Annotated in this window: 15 protein-coding genes; 4 read left to right on the forward strand and 11 right to left on the reverse strand. The window is 60.4% G+C overall.

Annotation, left to right across the window (positions count from 1 at the left end; genetic code table 11):
- Nucleotides 1-4: 4 nt before the first annotated feature.
- The gene (gene rsmI / locus ABDK74_RS03500; protein WP_346004150.1) at nt 5-838 is read left to right on the forward strand and encodes a 16S rRNA (cytidine(1402)-2'-O)-methyltransferase; all 834 of its coding nucleotides are present in this window, start codon (nt 5-7) and stop codon (nt 836-838) included.
- Nucleotides 839-842: 4 nt separating this feature from the next.
- Here rsmI and ABDK74_RS03505 read toward each other — a convergent pair whose 3' ends face one another.
- The 4 genes from ABDK74_RS03505 to ABDK74_RS03520 form a co-directional block, all read right to left on the reverse strand.
- A complete protein-coding gene (locus tag ABDK74_RS03505; RefSeq protein ID WP_346002734.1) occupies nt 843-1,469 on the reverse strand; it encodes an outer membrane lipoprotein carrier protein LolA in 627 nt (208 codons plus the stop codon).
- Nucleotides 1,470-1,472: 3 nt separating this feature from the next.
- The gene (gene mbfA, locus ABDK74_RS03510) at nt 1,473-2,429 is read right to left on the reverse strand and encodes an iron exporter MbfA (RefSeq protein WP_194255183.1); all 957 of its coding nucleotides are present in this window, start codon (nt 2,427-2,429) and stop codon (nt 1,473-1,475) included.
- 27 nt (nt 2,430-2,456) lie between these two features.
- Nucleotides 2,457-3,833 (reverse strand): glutamate--cysteine ligase, encoded by a 1,377-nt coding sequence (locus ABDK74_RS03515; protein ID WP_194255184.1) that lies wholly within the window; start codon nt 3,831-3,833, stop codon nt 2,457-2,459.
- Nucleotides 3,834-3,906: 73 nt separating this feature from the next.
- Nucleotides 3,907-4,653: a 16S rRNA (uracil(1498)-N(3))-methyltransferase gene (locus ABDK74_RS03520; protein ID WP_346004151.1), complete on the reverse strand. Its 747-nt coding sequence runs from the start codon at nt 4,651-4,653 to the stop codon at nt 3,907-3,909.
- A gap of 36 nt (nt 4,654-4,689) precedes the next feature.
- On the opposite strand from ABDK74_RS03520, the gene ubiA reads away from it, so the two are divergent.
- Entirely contained in the window at nt 4,690-5,607 is a 918-nt protein-coding gene (ubiA, locus tag ABDK74_RS03525) for a 4-hydroxybenzoate octaprenyltransferase (RefSeq protein WP_194255185.1), read from the forward strand.
- On the forward strand, nt 5,604-6,272 hold the full coding sequence (locus tag ABDK74_RS03530; RefSeq protein WP_194255186.1) for a methyltransferase: 669 nt from the start codon (nt 5,604-5,606) through the stop codon (nt 6,270-6,272). The genes ubiA and ABDK74_RS03530 overlap by 4 nt, the downstream gene beginning before the upstream one ends.
- Here the strand turns inward: ABDK74_RS03530 and ABDK74_RS03535 are convergent.
- The 5 genes from ABDK74_RS03535 to ABDK74_RS03555 all read right to left on the reverse strand — a co-directional run bounded on the left by ABDK74_RS03535 (nt 6,241) and on the right by ABDK74_RS03555 (nt 12,674).
- Complete coding sequence (locus ABDK74_RS03535) at nt 6,241-7,632, reverse strand: MFS transporter (RefSeq protein ID WP_346002735.1); 1,392 nt, start codon at nt 7,630-7,632, stop codon at nt 6,241-6,243. The two genes, ABDK74_RS03530 and ABDK74_RS03535, sit on opposite strands and share 32 nt — an antisense overlap.
- A 4-nt stretch (nt 7,633-7,636) precedes the next feature.
- Nucleotides 7,637-9,049, reverse strand: a complete 1,413-nt coding sequence (locus tag ABDK74_RS03540) for a sugar porter family MFS transporter (RefSeq protein ID WP_346004152.1) — start codon at nt 9,047-9,049, stop codon at nt 7,637-7,639.
- A gap of 133 nt (nt 9,050-9,182) precedes the next feature.
- The gene (gene der, locus ABDK74_RS03545; RefSeq protein WP_194255188.1) at nt 9,183-10,574 is read right to left on the reverse strand and encodes a ribosome biogenesis GTPase Der; all 1,392 of its coding nucleotides are present in this window, start codon (nt 10,572-10,574) and stop codon (nt 9,183-9,185) included.
- Nucleotides 10,575-10,578: 4 nt separating this feature from the next.
- Nucleotides 10,579-11,991 (reverse strand): PQQ-binding-like beta-propeller repeat protein, encoded by a 1,413-nt coding sequence (locus ABDK74_RS03550; protein WP_346002736.1) that lies wholly within the window; start codon nt 11,989-11,991, stop codon nt 10,579-10,581.
- Entirely contained in the window at nt 11,991-12,674 is a 684-nt protein-coding gene (locus tag ABDK74_RS03555) for a tetratricopeptide repeat protein (protein WP_346002737.1), read from the reverse strand. Before ABDK74_RS03555 ends, ABDK74_RS03550 begins: the two co-directional genes overlap by 1 nt.
- A 187-nt stretch (nt 12,675-12,861) precedes the next feature.
- On the opposite strand from ABDK74_RS03555, the gene ABDK74_RS03560 reads away from it, so the two are divergent.
- Nucleotides 12,862-13,164 carry a hypothetical protein gene (locus tag ABDK74_RS03560; protein WP_194255191.1) on the forward strand — a complete coding sequence of 101 codons (303 nt, stop codon included), beginning with the start codon at nt 12,862-12,864 and terminating at the stop codon, nt 13,162-13,164.
- A 27-nt stretch (nt 13,165-13,191) separates the two neighbouring features.
- Here the strand turns inward: ABDK74_RS03560 and ABDK74_RS03565 are convergent, their stop codons facing one another.
- Nucleotides 13,192-13,587, reverse strand: coding sequence for a hypothetical protein (locus ABDK74_RS03565; RefSeq protein WP_346002738.1), 396 nt, complete (start codon nt 13,585-13,587; stop codon nt 13,192-13,194).
- Between the two features lie 45 nt (nt 13,588-13,632).
- Nucleotides 13,633-14,952, reverse strand: a complete 1,320-nt coding sequence (locus tag ABDK74_RS03570) for a dihydroorotase (RefSeq protein WP_346002739.1) — start codon at nt 14,950-14,952, stop codon at nt 13,633-13,635.
- Between the last annotated feature and the right edge of the window lie 10 nt (nt 14,953-14,962).

A 14,962-nucleotide genomic window follows, 5' to 3' on the forward strand; every position in this document is an offset into this window, starting at 1 on the left:
GATATTGGTTGCAACGCCAATCGGCAACCTGGCCGATATCAGCGAACGCGCGATCGAAGTCCTCGGCACCGTGGATGCAATCCTCTGCGAGGACACACGCGTCACGGCCAAGCTCCTTCTTTCGCGCAATATTGCCACACAGACCCGAACACTGCACGATCATAACGAACAGGACCGCACTCCGTTCCTGATCGAAAAGCTTCAGCAGGGCGCGCGCTACGCTGTCGTCTCCGACGCCGGCACGCCTCTGGTGTCTGATCCCGGCTACCGGCTGGTCCGCGCCGCCATCGCGGCCGGAATCCACGTCACGGCCATTCCCGGCCCGAACGCCGTCATCACGGCCCTGACGCTCTCGGGGCTGCCGCCTTTGCCCTTCATGTTTCTGGGCTTTCCAGTTCCGCGCAGCGAAGCCCGCAAGACCGGATTTTCCGCCCTGCGCGCCGCCGAGCAGGCCGGTTTGCACTCAACGCTGATCTGGTACGAAGCGCCGCACCGCCTGGTCGAAAGCCTCGAGGATCTGATCGACGTGTTCGGCCCCGAGCGCGAAGCAGCGGTCGGACGCGAACTTACAAAACGGTTCGAGGAAATGGTGCGCGGCACTCTTGCGGAGGTTCTGGAACATTTTCGCATAACGGCACCGCGCGGCGAAATTACGCTCCTGATCGGTCCGTCAGCTGAAGACGACAGTGGTGCGGCCGATCTGGATACGCATCTGCGCGAGGCTCTTGCCACCCACTCCGTCAAGGACGCGGCGGCTCTGGTCGCGGGCATCGTCAAGCTGCCAAAGCGCACAGTCTATGCCCGCGCGCTGGAGCTTTCACGCGAACTGAAAAACTGAAATCTCAGTCCGCTTTGGGTAACACGAACAGCGATTGCGGCACGGTCCCGCCGAGATGCACATCGGACAACGCAATCGTGGTCGTGCGCCCCTGCGCATCCACGACGCTCCAGCCTTCCAGTGCCAGAGGCGCATCGGAAAACACGAGCGTCAGGCTGCCTTCCCCGGCACTCTGCGTCCGGACAAGCTGAATCCGGATCTGCCCATCCCGGTGCTCGAACCCCGTTACAGTCACATCGCCTGACAGCTTGAATTCTGGACGTAACAGCAGCCCCAGCGGGGTACGATCCAGCGGAAGGGTCGTAACCTGATCGACACTGCGATCCTGAAACACCACACGGCCGTCATTGGCAACCAGCAGGAGCGGGCTCGGCTTGTCATAATCGAAGCGCATCCGACCGGGCCGATCGAGCGTCGCCGTCCCTTCCGTTACGCTGCCATCCGCAGCCGTCTGACGGAAGTGCGCCTGAAGCGTCGTCACCTTTCCGAGCGTGTCCTCAATGCGAGACACCCAACCCTGATCCACAGGACGAAGCTGTACGGGAGCGGTCTGTGCAAACGCCACGCAAGGCAGGGAGACAGGGAACAACGCTGCCAATACAGCCGCGCGGAGAAAGGAACGATTCATCATGTCTCAGGAACTGCCAATCAGCACGCCGGTTGCAAAAACAAGAGCCCCGCCCAGGAAAACCTGCACCATAGCCGAACCGAACGGTGTGTCCTGATACCGCCAGCGCACCCAGGAAATCAGCAAAAGCTCAATCGCCACGGCGACAATCGAAACGCCAAAGGCCAGACGGAAATCCGGCACCAGAAACGGAAGCGTATGGCCGATTCCGCCACCAAATGTCATGGCTCCGCAGATCAGTCCGCGCAGAAGCGGTGCGCCCCGTCCGGACAGCTTGCCGTCATCGGCAAGTCCTTCTGCCAGCCCCATGGAAATCCCGGCTCCCAGCGACGCTGCAAGCCCGACCAGAAAAGCAGCATGGGGGCTGTGGGTTGCAAAAGCCGCCGCAAAGACCGGCGCCAGCGTCGAGACGGAACCATCCATAAGGCCGACCAGACCCGGCTGGACGATCCGCAGCACGAAATCGCGGCGGCTGTGCTCGTCCTCGCGGTCACGGCTGTTGTCGTTTAAATGTGCGTCTTCAAGGCGACGAGCTTCCCGCTGATGGCGCTCTTCTTCCGTGGCCAGATCGCCCAGCAGCTTGCGGATTTCCGCATCCTGCGTTTGCCCGGCGGCCTGACGATAAAACCGCGCTGCCTGCCGTTCCATATCGGCAGCCTGCGCCCGGATCGCCTCGATCCCGCGATTCTGCATCTGCCAGGCCGATTTGCGGGACGGAAAGCCCTGCACATCCTGACGCCGGACCAGTGGAATATGATTACCGAAACGCCGGACGAACAGGTCGATCAGTGAGCGCCGATGATGGTTTTCCTCTTCCGCCATATCTTGAAAAATAGCGGCACTATCAGGATAGTCTTCTGCCAGCATCTGGCCGAAATCCGCGTAAATATGACCATCTTCCTCCTCGCTGGCGATGGCCAGCGCAAGGATTTCGCGTTCGGTCAGCTCGGAAAGTTTCGTCACGTAGGCAGCAGGTCCCGTCTCGTAAAATCAGATGGCAGCTTCGGTAAAGAGTGGCTTCACGCTCTGGCCCCATGCGCCATTATACAGATCCAGCCAATGCTGTGCCTGATTCGGACCACCATCGGCAATCAGATGCAGCGGATCGAGATAGCTGGCCTCGTTACGCACGCGAGCCCGCAGGCCCTGCTCTGCAAGCTGCACCACGCGCTTAGCCAACGGCTTCAGTCCACCCGGGAACGCAGCATCCAGCCCCAGACGCGGCACTTCGGCCCGAAGCTGCTGATAGGCGCTCCAGGGCTGTTCACGCACAAGCTTTTCTGCTGCTTCCAGCGTCGCCGGATCGTAAAGCAGGCCAACCCACAGGGCCGACTGCGCCACCATCATCTCCAGCTTACCAGCATCCGCGCCACGCATTTCAAGAAACTGCTTGAGACGCACATCCGGGAAAACCGTCGTCAGATGGTCTTCAAAATCGCCAACAGTCGGCGTCAGGCCCTTCAGCGGCTCCTGCACATCTCCCGCCAGCCAGCGGCGGAACGAACAGCCTGCCACATCGATGTTCTTCCCGTCGCGCGACACGAAATACATCGGCACGTCGAGCGCCCAGTCGACATACTGCTCGAACCCAAACCCTTCCTCGAGAAATACGGAGGGCTGGCCCGAACGCTGGTTGTCGGTATCCGTCCAGATCCGCGCACGGTTGGACAGCAGGCCATTGGCCTTACCCTCGACGAAGGGAGAATTTGCAAACAGTGCCGTCGCCAGCGGCTGAAGGGCCAGAGAAACGCGCATTTTGCGCGCCATGTCGGCTTCATCGCTGAAATCGAGATTGACCTGAACCGTGCAGGTCCGCGTCATCATGTCGAGGCCAAGCGCACCGACCTTCGGCATGTAGTTGCGCATGATCGCATAGCGACTCTTGGGCATCCACGGCATCGCATCGCGCGACCAGAGCGGCTGAAAGCCGAATGGCAGGAAACCAAGCCCCAGTTCCGCAGCCGGACCACGGACCTGATCGTAATGCGCCTGCATCTCCGCTTCCGTTTCCTGAAGCGATACGACCGGCGCGCCCGAAAGCTCGAACTGCCCGGCCGGTTCCAGCGAAATCGCCCGTCCGGCCTGTGCGTTCTGCCCTTTCAGCCCGATCAGATTTTCGCCGTCCATAATGGGCGACCAGTCCGGCCCCTGAAGTTTTTCCAGCAAAGCCCCGATTCCGCGCGGCGCGTAAGGCGGCGGCGAAAGCGGCTCGCGTCCATCAGCATCGTGCGGGAGGATGAAACCGAATTTTTCATGTTCGGTCCCGATCTTCCATTCCGATTTCGGTTTGCAACCACGCGCGATCGCCTCGACGAGCTGCGCCCGGCTTTCGATCGACGCAGTATTGGACGTGCCGGGATTGGACATGGCGTTTGGCCTCGGTCTGAATTCGTTGTTCGATAATGATTGAACTGTAGCAGGTCCGACGGTTCTGTCACCCTTAGACAGAGCCCTCGGCTCCCGCTGACAGACGGGCCAGCCCCGCACAGACTGCCGTCTCTGCTCGCAACACGAGCGGCCCCAGACTGAGCGCATAAACGGCACCATGCCGCTTGAGCATCTCTACTTCGGTTTCCGAAAAACCGCCCTCCGGTCCGATCAGCAGAGCGGCGGCCTCCACACTCGCCTCCTCGCCCGGACGACGCTCCAGCGCCGCAAAGAGCGGACGGTCCTCCGGCCACTCCGCCAGTACGACACGCAGCGATTCAGGCGGCAGGATTTCAGGAACATCCAGTCGCTCACACTGTTCGGCCGCTTCCGTCGCAATTACAGCCAGACGTTCCAGATTGAGCCGGTGCGTATTGGTGCGCTCCGTCACAACGGGTTGGAATCGCGTCACGCCAAGCTCCGTACCCATGCGGATCACCAGCTCCGTCGCATCCCGCTTGAGAGGCGCAAACAGCAGCTCCACACCTTCCGTCGCCATGGGCGACCGTTCGCGATGTTGCAGCAGGACGCTCCCACGATCTTTCTTCAGGGCCGCAATCTCTGCGCTCCACTCCCCGTCGCGTTCGTTGAAGACACGCACCACGCTTCCTACGCCCTGACGCATGACGTTGCCCAGATAATGCGCCTGCCCCGGGGGAAGCGACAGAGTCTGGCCCTCCACGAAAGCTGTGTCAGACGCAGGAACATAAAGACGGGGATCAGATCGGCTCATCCTTTTCCGATAGCGCGCCTCGGCCATTGACGGAAGCACGTCCACACAGCATCACATCTCCCCATGAGCCAGACCCGCGCCCATACCGATATCCATTTGAACGGCCGCATCGCCCGCCTCCCCGAGCCATGGCGCTCCTATGCGCTGCTCGCCCGTCTCGACCGCCCGGTTGGAACGTGGCTGCTGCTGCTGCCCGGCGTTTGGGGACTGTTCCTCGCTCCCGGTGCGTCCCTCCAGACGCGGCTGATCGACACGGCGCTGTTTGCGTTCGGCTCCCTCGTCATGCGTTCGGCAGGATGCGTCGTGAACGACATCTGGGATCGTGACATCGACGCAAAAGTTGCCCGGACCGCAGGCCGCCCCCTCGCCAGCGGGGCATTGTCGCTGAAGCAGGGGCTGCTGCTTTTGGCTGTCCTACTGCTGATGGGGCTGGGTGTCCTGCTCTGCCTGCCGCCGGTGTGCTGGGCTCTCGCTCCGCTCGCGCTTCTGCTCGTTGCGCTTTATCCGGCCGCCAAGCGCGTCACATGGTGGCCGCAGCTCGTCATGGGATTCACCTTCGGATTCGGCGCCCCCATGGGCTATGCCGCAGCCGCCGGGACGCTTGATGGCAATGGGCTCCTTCTCTACGGCGCCGTCATTCTGTGGCAGCTCGGATTCGATACGATCTACGGCTTTCAGGATATGGATGACGACGCCCGCATCGGTGTGCGCTCCACTTCCCGTCTGATGGAAAAGAACGCCCGCTCCTTTATCGGCACCTGTTACAGCCTCATGATTCTGGCTCTGGCACTCGTCGGCATCCATGCGCATCTGCACTGGATTTTCTGGCCGTTCCTCGCTCTCGCAACGGCCATGTTGCTCCAGCAGGTTCGTGTGCTGAACCCCTATGATGCTCCGGCCTGTCTCAGAGAATTCCGCCGGAATGTGCCCATCGGGTTCGTGCTGGCGGCAGGTTTTGTCGCTGCAAGATTTTTTGGATGATCACCACCCTGGGCGATCCCGTCCGCTTCATCCGCGACAACACTCTCGTGGCACAGGCCCCTCTGGTACCCGAAATTTCCCTGTATCTGGCGACTGAGATTACCCCGATCTGGCAGGCCAGCGAGGCCTATCTTGAACAGATCGGCATAGAGCCGCCTTTCTGGGCTTTTGCATGGCCGGGAAGCCAACTCATCGCCCGTTTCATCCTCGATAACCCCGAGCATGTGCGCGGACGGCGTGTTCTGGATGTGGCCTGCGGATGCGGGCTGGCCGCCATTGCCGCCGCCCTGTCAGGCGCATCTGTTGTGCAGGCTAACGATATTGATTTTATGGCGCTGGAAGCCACAGCCCTCAATGCGGGGCTGAATCAGGCGACGATCACTCCGCTTCCCGGCGATCTGATCGGAACGATCCCGGACTGCGATCTGCTGGTCATCGGAGACGTTTGCTACAACGAAGCCATGGCCTCACGCATTATTCCGTGGCTTCTTGATTGTTCGAAAACCTGCGAAGTCTGGCTCTGCGATCCAGGTCGGCACTATGCCCCGTCAATACCGCTCGAAGTTCTGGTGCGGCAGTCGGTCTCTGTCACGCAGGAACTGGAAAGCATAGAACAACGCGCAACCACATTGTTCAGGCTACGAGATATTTCCGCCCCAGACTGAGCGCAGCCCCCGTCAGAGCCGCGACCATTGCAGCCCCAAGGCAGATGAAGGCCGGATTGGGAAAGATTGTGAACAACGCTGCAACGAGAAGTGCGCCCGTCGTCTGTCCCGCCAGCCTCGCAACCGACAGCATGCCACTCGCCCCGCCCTCCCGTCCGGGAGGGGCCGTGACCATGATGGCGCGGTTATTAGGCGGCTGAAACAGGCCAAAGCCACATCCAGCAAAGAGCGTCCGCCAGGCGATATCCCAGTTGCCTGCATCAGTCGGCAGAAACCAGAGCAGACAGAATCCGCTTGCCGTAATGAACAGCCCGATCGACGAAAGCACCGACGCCGGAAAGCGGTCGGCCAGACGGCTGACCACAAAGGACATTGTCGCCACCCCCACGGCCCAGGGAGCGATCAGAAGACCGATCGTCCCAGCCCCGCGATGAAACACAGAAGCCAGGGTGAAGGGCATCGCTACGATATAGAGATTGGATGCCACAAACCCCATAAATCCAACCAGACAGGCCAGCAAAAAAGGTCGGCGCGCCAGAAGATCAACGGGTACGATCGGCTCAAGCCGCTCACGCTGATAATGCAACAGCATGGCCCAGCACAGCACACCCGCAACCGTGACCACAGCGCCAGACACGAAATCGGCGTGCATCAACCCGTCAAGCCCTACCCCGGTCAGAGCAAAAGACGCCACCGTCAGAAGCGAGCCGACCACATCGGTTGGAATATCGCTGCGAGGGGTCTCGGGGAGTGCTGCATTCGCCAGCGCCAGAGCAGCCAGTGCCAGAGGCAGATTGACCCAGAAGATCCAGGGCCAGCTTGCCACGGAAAGGATTAATGATCCCAGAGAGGGCCCGAGCGCCACGCCCAGCCCCACGAATAATCCGTTGAGCGCAATCCCGCGCCCCAGTTCGTTATGGGGATAGATGAAGCGGACGAGCGCGATGTTCACGCTCATGATACAGGCCCCGCCCACGCCCTGTAAGGCGCGCGCCAGCGTCAGTTCCAACAGGTTCTGCGAGAGCGCGCAGGCCACGGATGCGATCAGGAACAGGAAAATCCCGAACTGGCTCAGCCGTCCAAATCCCACACGGGCACCAAGAGACGCCAGCGGCAACAGACAGGACAGGTTTGCAAGCTGATAGGCATTCACGACCCAAATGGCCCGTGACGATGACGCATGCAGATCCACCGCGATGAGCGGCAAAGCCACATTGGCAATCGCATAATCCAGAACCGACAGAAGAAGCGCCAGAAGAACGGCGGACATCGCCTTGACCCGCTGCGCCCCGTAAAGCCCGGCATGACGTTTGGAGTCGTATTCTTCGTGTTGTTGCTCGTCTTCCGTCGTGGCCGTCATGGTATCAGCGTCCCAGATCACGCAGGCGCATGCCTGCAAAAAGATTGGCCTCCAGCTTTTCGAGCGAGACACCTTTCGTTTCGGGAACGAACAATACGGTCACAACAATGAAAAGACCATTGAAGAGAGCAAACATCAGGAACGTCACAGAAGCGCCCATCATAGCCATGCCCAACGGAAACATGTTGGAGATGGCCCAGTTCGCAGCCCAGTTCGTCACGGTCGAGCAGCCAATTCCGAAATCGCGCCCCCGCGTTGGCTGCACTTCAGAACACAGCGTCCAGACCAGCGGTCCTTCACCAATGGCAAACCCGGCCACGAACAGGAGAACAAAACCGCAAAGCAGAAGCTGGGACTCAAAACTGTTCGCCCCAATAGCCAGCAGCGTTCCGACCCCCGCCAGAGAAAAGGCGGCAATCGCACAGCTCAGGATCAGCAGCGGCCGCCGCCCCCAGCGATCAACACAGGCAATCGCAACCCCCGTCAGCGCCATGTTCGTCAGCCCGACAAGAGTCGTTGCCCAAATGGCAGCATTGGTTCCGAAATGTGCGGCCTGAAACACACGAGGCGCATAATACAGAAGCGCGTTGATCCCCGAGAGCTGCTGCATGATTTGAAGCAGCATGCCCAAAAAGACCGTCCGCCGGAAATTGGGGTTGCTTTTGAAAAGCCCAATCCCCGCATCGCTGCTTTTCTGAAGGCGCGACTGGATATCGATCAGCTCCGCTTCCGCCACTTCCTCATCGGATCGCAGGCTCTGCAAAACCCGGCGCGCGTGTTCTGTTTCTCCACGCATCATCAGCCAGCGCGGGCTGTGCGGCAGGATCAACACAATCACAAGGAAGAAACTTGCCGGCACGGCCATGACGCCCAGCATCCAGCGCCAGTGCCCTCCGGAGGCCAGCAGACTGTCCGAGACGAATGCCAAAAAAATCCCGAGAGAGACCATGAGCTGATAAAACGAAATCATGGCACCGCGAACGGATTCAACCGTAATTTCGGAAATATAAAGCGGTGCTGCGAACGCCGCCACGCCAACCGCAAGCCCCAGAAAAATTCGACCTACGATCATGATTGCAGCGCCGGGAGCCAGGGCGCAAAGCAGCGTCCCGATCAGGAAAAGAATCGCAGCACCGAGCATCGCACCAGTTCGCCCGAAACGAACTGAAATCCGACCGGCAAACAGCGATCCTACCGCCGCGCCCGCCATCATGGAGGATACGATCCAGCCCTGAAGGACGTCGCCCGCATGAAAATCGGTTGCAATGAAAGGAAGGGCCCCTGCGACGACGCCGGTATCAAGACCGAACATCAGCCCCGCCAGAGCGGCCAGAATACCGAGGGTTGTCGCCCGTGCCGTGCTGCGGGTCTGTCCCGTGGACAGCCCTTCGCTGGAAGACGCAGCAATCCCAACCATACCCTTAGTCACCCCAAACATATCCCCTCATACCGGCAAGGGGAGCAGAACCGAATGTTCCGAAATCGGAAACAGACGGTCCTGTATTTAATAATCGATCAGGGGTGTGGTCTATATCGAAACCAACAGAAAATCACTTTTCTGCGTAAGGATTTTTCGTTCCGCGTAATTGCACACGCACTGGAACACCCGGCATGTGGAATGTTTCCCGCAAGCCATTAACCAGATAACGCTTGTAGGAATCAGGAAGCTGTTCCGCTCGTGTACCAAACAGGAGGAATGTCGGCGGACGCGCCTTCACCTGCGTCATGTAGCGCAGCTTGAGGCGACGACCATCCACGAGGGGCGGTTGATGACGCTCCAGAGCATCCTCGAACCAACGGTTCAACTCACCCGTCGAAACGCGCGAGTTCCAGATCTCGTAAACTTCCCGCACAGCCGGAAGAAGACGATGCACGCCTGCTCCAGTCAGCGCTGAGAACGTCACGACCGGAATCCCCCTGACCTGCGCCAGCGAAATTTCCAGACGATCCAGAATCGCCTTTTTCGTCGCGTTCCGGTCTTCGACCGCATCCCATTTATTCAGCGCAATCACACAAGCACGGCCCTCACGCTCGATCAGACGACCGATCTGGAGATCCTGCTCATGAACGCCAAGCGTGGCATCAATTACCAGCACGACCACTTCCGCCATTTTCAGGGCTTCGATGGAGGCCGAGACCGACATACGCTCCAGATTTTGCTCAACGCGGGCACGCTTGCGCATTCCGGCCGTATCAACCAGCCGGATCTCGCCATGCTCGTCCCGCAGATCGACGGCAATGGAATCGCGTGTCAGACCGGCTTCAGGACCGGTAATCATACGCTCTTCACCGAGCAGACAGTTCAACAGCGTGGATTTTCCAGCATTCGGGCGCCCGATAATCGCCAGACGTAGCGGACCTGCCGGACGTTCGTCCTCGTCATTCCCCTCTTCGCCTTCGCTCTTGGAAACTTCCCGACGACGCTGTTTTTCAGCCGGAGGAAGACGCTCGGCAATCTCGCCCATCAGGTCGGCAATACCTTCGCCATGCTCCGCCGACAGTGCCAGCGGAGTACCAAGGCCAAGGGAATAGGCTTCAAGAGCCGCATTCGTGCCCGCCTGCCCCTCGGCCTTGTTCGCAATCAGCAGAACCGGGCGGTTTTGACGACGCAGCCAGCTTGCAAAATGCGCGTCCGCAGGCGTGATGCCAGAACGCGCGTCAATGCAGAACAGCACCAGATCCGCCATCGCAACAGCAGATTCTGACGAAGCGCGCATGCGCCCATACAGCGTATCGGGTGCTGCTTCTTCTAGCCCGGCCGTATCGATCAGCCGCACACGGCGACCACGCAGCAGGGCTTCGCCCTCCTTACGGTCGCGCGTAACACCCGGCATATCGGACACGATCGCCTGACGGCGGCCGACAAGCCGGTTGAACAGAGTGGATTTCCCGACATTCGGGCGCCCGGCAATAACAACAACGGGCAGGTTCTCAGAGGTCATTCGTTCAGCCATAGGCCCGCAGAACGGCATCCTGCGACAGAGCCAGCACATGACCGTCACAGACGATCGGCTGAACCTGACACGGGGCAACGGTCTTGCGGGTCAGTTCAAGTTTCCCGGTCACGGCGTTCACGACCGCCATGCCTTCTTTCGGAAAGGTGGAGAAGCAGACCAGCTTGCCATTCACCAGAAGCGGTCCCACCCAGGCAATGGCGTCCTTTTCCACATCCACACGGATAAAGCGACGGAGCTGCGTGATCCAGCGGACATGCCCGGACAGACGATCCAGACAGGCGATCTGCTGATCCGTGGACAGCACATACATCCAGTCGCCACAGATCGCCAGAGGACTCTGTCCGCTGACCTCACGTTCCCACAGGCGGCGGCCCGAACGCATATCGATTGCTACCAGCACACGGGACATGGACACAGCATAGGCCGTGCCGTCCTTGATGACCGGCGCACCCCGGATGCACGAGAAATCCAGCATGGCGCCCATACCGTTCGTGCCGCCCAGACTGTCGCTCCAGACCATCTCGCCAGAAGCTGCACGCAGCGCGACCAGATCGCCACTGCCAAAGCCCGCCAGAATGACGCCATCTACAAAGGCCGGAGCCGACTGGCCGAAAATGACCGTGTCTGCCGCCGTGGCCTGATACGCCCAGACTTGATGGCCCGTATTGGCATTCAGCGCGATCAGCCGCTCGTCAATGGTTCCGAAGACCATCAGGCCTTCCGCGATCGTGGGAGCGGAACGGCCCGGCGTTCCAGTACTCACACGCCATTTCACCTTGCCCGTCAGCGCCTCAACCGCAAGCGCCTGCGCCACGCCGTCCACGATGTAGAGCGTGTCCCCATCAAGCGCGAGACCACCGCCGATATTGGTGGAACGACTTGCCGATGATGCAGGCTGACGCGTCCAGACAAGGCGGCGCTCCGGCCATGTCCAGGCCTTTACCACACCCTGCGCATCCGTCGTGTAAAGATGGCCGTTTCCAATCACCGGGGGCGACTGGATGGCACCACGGTTGGTCGGCATGATGGCGACCATGGCCAGGAAGCTGGACGGATCAGTCGGTGCGCCGATAGTCTGGCTCCAGACCAGGTCCGGGCCGTTCCAGGCTGCATTCACCGCGACATGGGACGGGCGTCCACCCTCCTGAAGCCATTCCCGAACCGGTTGTACCGGCCCGAGATTGATTGGCGTATGGTCATCGTGATCGACCGTCAGCCCTGCACCCGTGGACAGCACATCCACACGATGCCCGGCCAGAGGCGGCTTCTTGTCGTCTTCAAACAGGCTGCACCCGCCCAGAACTGCGAGCGCACTGCCCGAACAGGCTGTCCGCAGCAGGCTGCGACGGTTCATGGACAGGGAGCGGGAAAAAGAGGAGCGGGAAAGAACAGGACGGCGCATCAACCGGCGTCTCCAAATGTCTCAAGCAGGGCCTGCGCACGCGCACGCACGCCCTCTGTCGCGTTTGTACTGCTGACAATCTGCGTCAGGATGCGGCGGGCTTCCTTCTGCTGGTCGGGCGTCGCACCGGACCGCAGATCCAGCGCCACAAGACCTTCCTGAGCGAGAGGCGCCCATGCCCCACCGCCCTGCGCCAGTGCTTCATAGCCCGAACGGATTGCCTTCGGGTCAGCAGGAGCCGCAGTCTGGGCATTCAGACCCATGTAGCGCGCCATGTCCCGCAGAGACGGCTCGGCTGTGGAATCATCCGCAACGCTTTTCCAAGACTGAAGAGCGGCAGCGTTCTGGTGTGCCTGAACCTGAAGGTCAGCAAGACGCAGCGCGGCATAAGAACGCGCACCCGCAGGACCATGCTCCGCCAGATCCTGCAAGGTTGCGGTGGCCTTACTGAGGGCCGCAGCGTCCCGCTTTGGATCAGACAGAGCCGCCATAGCCGTGAAATAGCGTGCCGATGCGGCTTTCTGCGCGACATGACGTGCATGGCTGTTCCAGCCCCACACACCACCACCAATGGCGCCGACGAGCACGACAACGCCAGCCACGGCACCAATCCGCCGCGCCATGGCTCGTAACCGCTGCGCCTGCATTTCTTCGTCAATCTGCGAGATGAAATCGTCTGCCACCTGGTCCCCTGCTGGATCGGTCTTCAAACTGTTTGCATGACCATACAGGTGCGGAACCGTCGCGGCAAACGCTTCACACACCCGGACAGACATTCACGGAGAGCGCAGTGCTGAAAAAGCGGTTTTTGCCAGAAAATCCGACCGGCCTTCAGACTTCCTTAACGCTCCCCGAAGCATCCTGACGGCCATGAAAAAGCCCGTCCCGCTCCTGCTGTTTCCACTGGTGTTTTGTGTCCTCGGCAGTTGTGCTCCGGACCGTATCGCGTCCGCCATCACCGGAAAGGACTGCAATACAGCGTATCTTTACGACGACGAAAGCTTCTGCGCGCGCCCGATCGGACCACCGCCGCCCCAGCCCTACTGTACGACGAGCTTTGAGGGCACCACCTGCTGGGCGCGTCCTGACCTCATGCCCAATGTTGCCCGCCAGACCTATGAAGGCCCGACGACGCTGACACCGCTCCAGAATCAGGAACGCATGGGGCAGTAAGAATCGCAGACTGCCCCCAACCGGGCTTCAGTGATGACCGAGCTTACGCCCTGCTGCTGCCAGATTGGCGGAAAGCGTCTGGAATGACGCCGCAATATGAGACTGAACGGCTGCGCTTCCGGCGTGGACATGAGCGATCCGCGCACTGGCTTCCTGACTGATGGCCGTTTCCTCGCGGTTGGCCTGAGCCGCAACACAGGCGTTATAGACGCGGGCTGCCTTTTCATAGGCCGTCACCCGATCAACGCTTTCGTTATACAGCGCGACCGTCCCGGCCTTGATCGCAGGCGCCTGAGGCTCGGCACCACATTTTGGAGCAGTCCATGCTGCTTCAGCCGCCTGTGCCGTGCCGGCACCGACAATCCCTGCGAAAACCAGTCCAAACAGCACCGCCTTACGGCTGGCGGCAACGCAACGTCTCATACAACTCCCTTTCCTGATTGAAGCGTTGCGCGCCCTACGCCCAGATCAAGGCGCAAATTTGGCAGGCTGCCCCGTGGGTGCACCCGGAACTTCATTGTCCTGCATGACGACAGTTCCACGGACGATGGTCGCCATCGGCCAGCCCGTGACGCGTGTGCCGTCAAAAGGCGTCCAGCCCGCAGGTGAGACAATCCAATCATTAGTGATTTCGCGCTCAGCCTTCATGTCCACGAGTGTGAAATCGGCATCGAATCCAACAGCCATTCGCCCTTTGGTCTGCAACCCGTAAACCCGCGCCGGACCAGCGGCCATCAGATCCACCAGACGCGACAGCGACAAACGTCCGGCATTCACATGATCGAGCATGACCGGCACGATCGTCTGCGTCCCCGTCAGGCCAGCCGGGCATTTCGGCCAGGGAAGCTGCTTGGCTTCAAGCGCATGCGGCGCATGGTCGGACGAGACCACGTCCACCCGCCCGTCCCGCACGGCTTTCCAGCTCGCTTCCCAATGCGGACGATCCCGCAATGGCGGGTTCATGACTGCCAGACCACCAAGCTTTTCATAACATTCCGGCGCAACCTGCGTCAGATGGTTCACCAGAACCTCAACCGTGGAAATATCCCGATATTCTGCCAGATACTCCAGTTCTTCCGCTGTCGAGACGTGCAGGATATGCGCCGGACGGTTGGTCTTGCGGGCCAGTGCCATGATGCGACGTGTGCCGAGAAACGCACATTCCACATCCCGCCACACACTATGCGTCTCGTAAGGCTGGCCTTCGTGAAACATCGGTTTGCGGGCCTGAAGGCGATATTCGTCCTCGGAATGATAGGCCACCCGGCGATGCCCGGAGCGCATAACCGCTTCAAGCCCCGCATCGTCCTCAATCATCAGATTGCCTGTGGACGACCCCGCAAAAACCTTCACAGCGCACACGCCCGGCTGCTGCTCCAGCATCGCCAGATCCGGCGTATTCTCGCGTGTCGCCCCCACATACATTCCAACATCCACATGGGCCGTCTTGCGGATATGATCGCGCTTCCAGTCAATCATCGTCACGTCCGTCACGCTCGGAGACGTGTTGGGCATGTCGAAAACCGTTGCAATGCCGCCCAGCGCTGCAGCCCGCGTTCCGGTTTCCAGTGTTTCGACCTCCGGCTTGCCCGGATCGCGCAGATGAACATGCGCGTCGATCAGACCGGGCAGAACATGCAGTCCACGTGCGTCAATGACTCGATCCGCCTCGTCCGTACCCGAAACTGACAGTGACGCCACCTTGCCGTTGCGAACCCCGATATCTGCTTCCGCTTCCCCCCAGGGAAAAACGCAGATTCCGCCGCGGATAATCAGATCGTAATGCATGTTCCGTCCT

Source organism: Gluconobacter sp. OJB (assembly GCF_039638275.1).
Taxonomy (GTDB): domain Bacteria; phylum Pseudomonadota; class Alphaproteobacteria; order Acetobacterales; family Acetobacteraceae; genus Gluconobacter; species Gluconobacter cerevisiae.

What these genes read in the sequence shown, in the direction of transcription:
- ABDK74_RS03560 (WP_194255191.1), top strand. Translation starts at nt 12,862, where the DNA reads ATGAAAAAGCCCGTCCCGCTCCTGCTGTTTCCACTGGTGTTTTGTGTC.
- ABDK74_RS03550 (WP_346002736.1), bottom strand. Translation starts at nt 11,991, where the DNA reads ATGCGCCGTCCTGTTCTTTCCCGCTCCTCTTTTTCCCGCTCCCTGTCC.
- ABDK74_RS03565 (WP_346002738.1), bottom strand. Translation starts at nt 13,587, where the DNA reads ATGAGACGTTGCGTTGCCGCCAGCCGTAAGGCGGTGCTGTTTGGACTG.
- ubiA (WP_194255185.1), top strand. Translation starts at nt 4,690, where the DNA reads ATGAGCCAGACCCGCGCCCATACCGATATCCATTTGAACGGCCGCATC.
- ABDK74_RS03535 (WP_346002735.1), bottom strand. Translation starts at nt 7,632, where the DNA reads ATGACGGCCACGACGGAAGACGAGCAACAACACGAAGAATACGACTCC.
- ABDK74_RS03540 (WP_346004152.1), bottom strand. Translation starts at nt 9,049, where the DNA reads ATGGTTGGGATTGCTGCGTCTTCCAGCGAAGGGCTGTCCACGGGACAG.
- ABDK74_RS03530 (WP_194255186.1), top strand. Translation starts at nt 5,604, where the DNA reads ATGATCACCACCCTGGGCGATCCCGTCCGCTTCATCCGCGACAACACT.
- ABDK74_RS03505 (WP_346002734.1), bottom strand. Translation starts at nt 1,469, where the DNA reads ATGATGAATCGTTCCTTTCTCCGCGCGGCTGTATTGGCAGCGTTGTTC.
- ABDK74_RS03520 (WP_346004151.1), bottom strand. Translation starts at nt 4,653, where the DNA reads ATGGCCGAGGCGCGCTATCGGAAAAGGATGAGCCGATCTGATCCCCGT.
- der (WP_194255188.1), bottom strand. Translation starts at nt 10,574, where the DNA reads ATGACCTCTGAGAACCTGCCCGTTGTTGTTATTGCCGGGCGCCCGAAT.
- ABDK74_RS03570 (WP_346002739.1), bottom strand. Translation starts at nt 14,952, where the DNA reads ATGCATTACGATCTGATTATCCGCGGCGGAATCTGCGTTTTTCCCTGG.
- ABDK74_RS03515 (WP_194255184.1), bottom strand. Translation starts at nt 3,833, where the DNA reads ATGTCCAATCCCGGCACGTCCAATACTGCGTCGATCGAAAGCCGGGCG.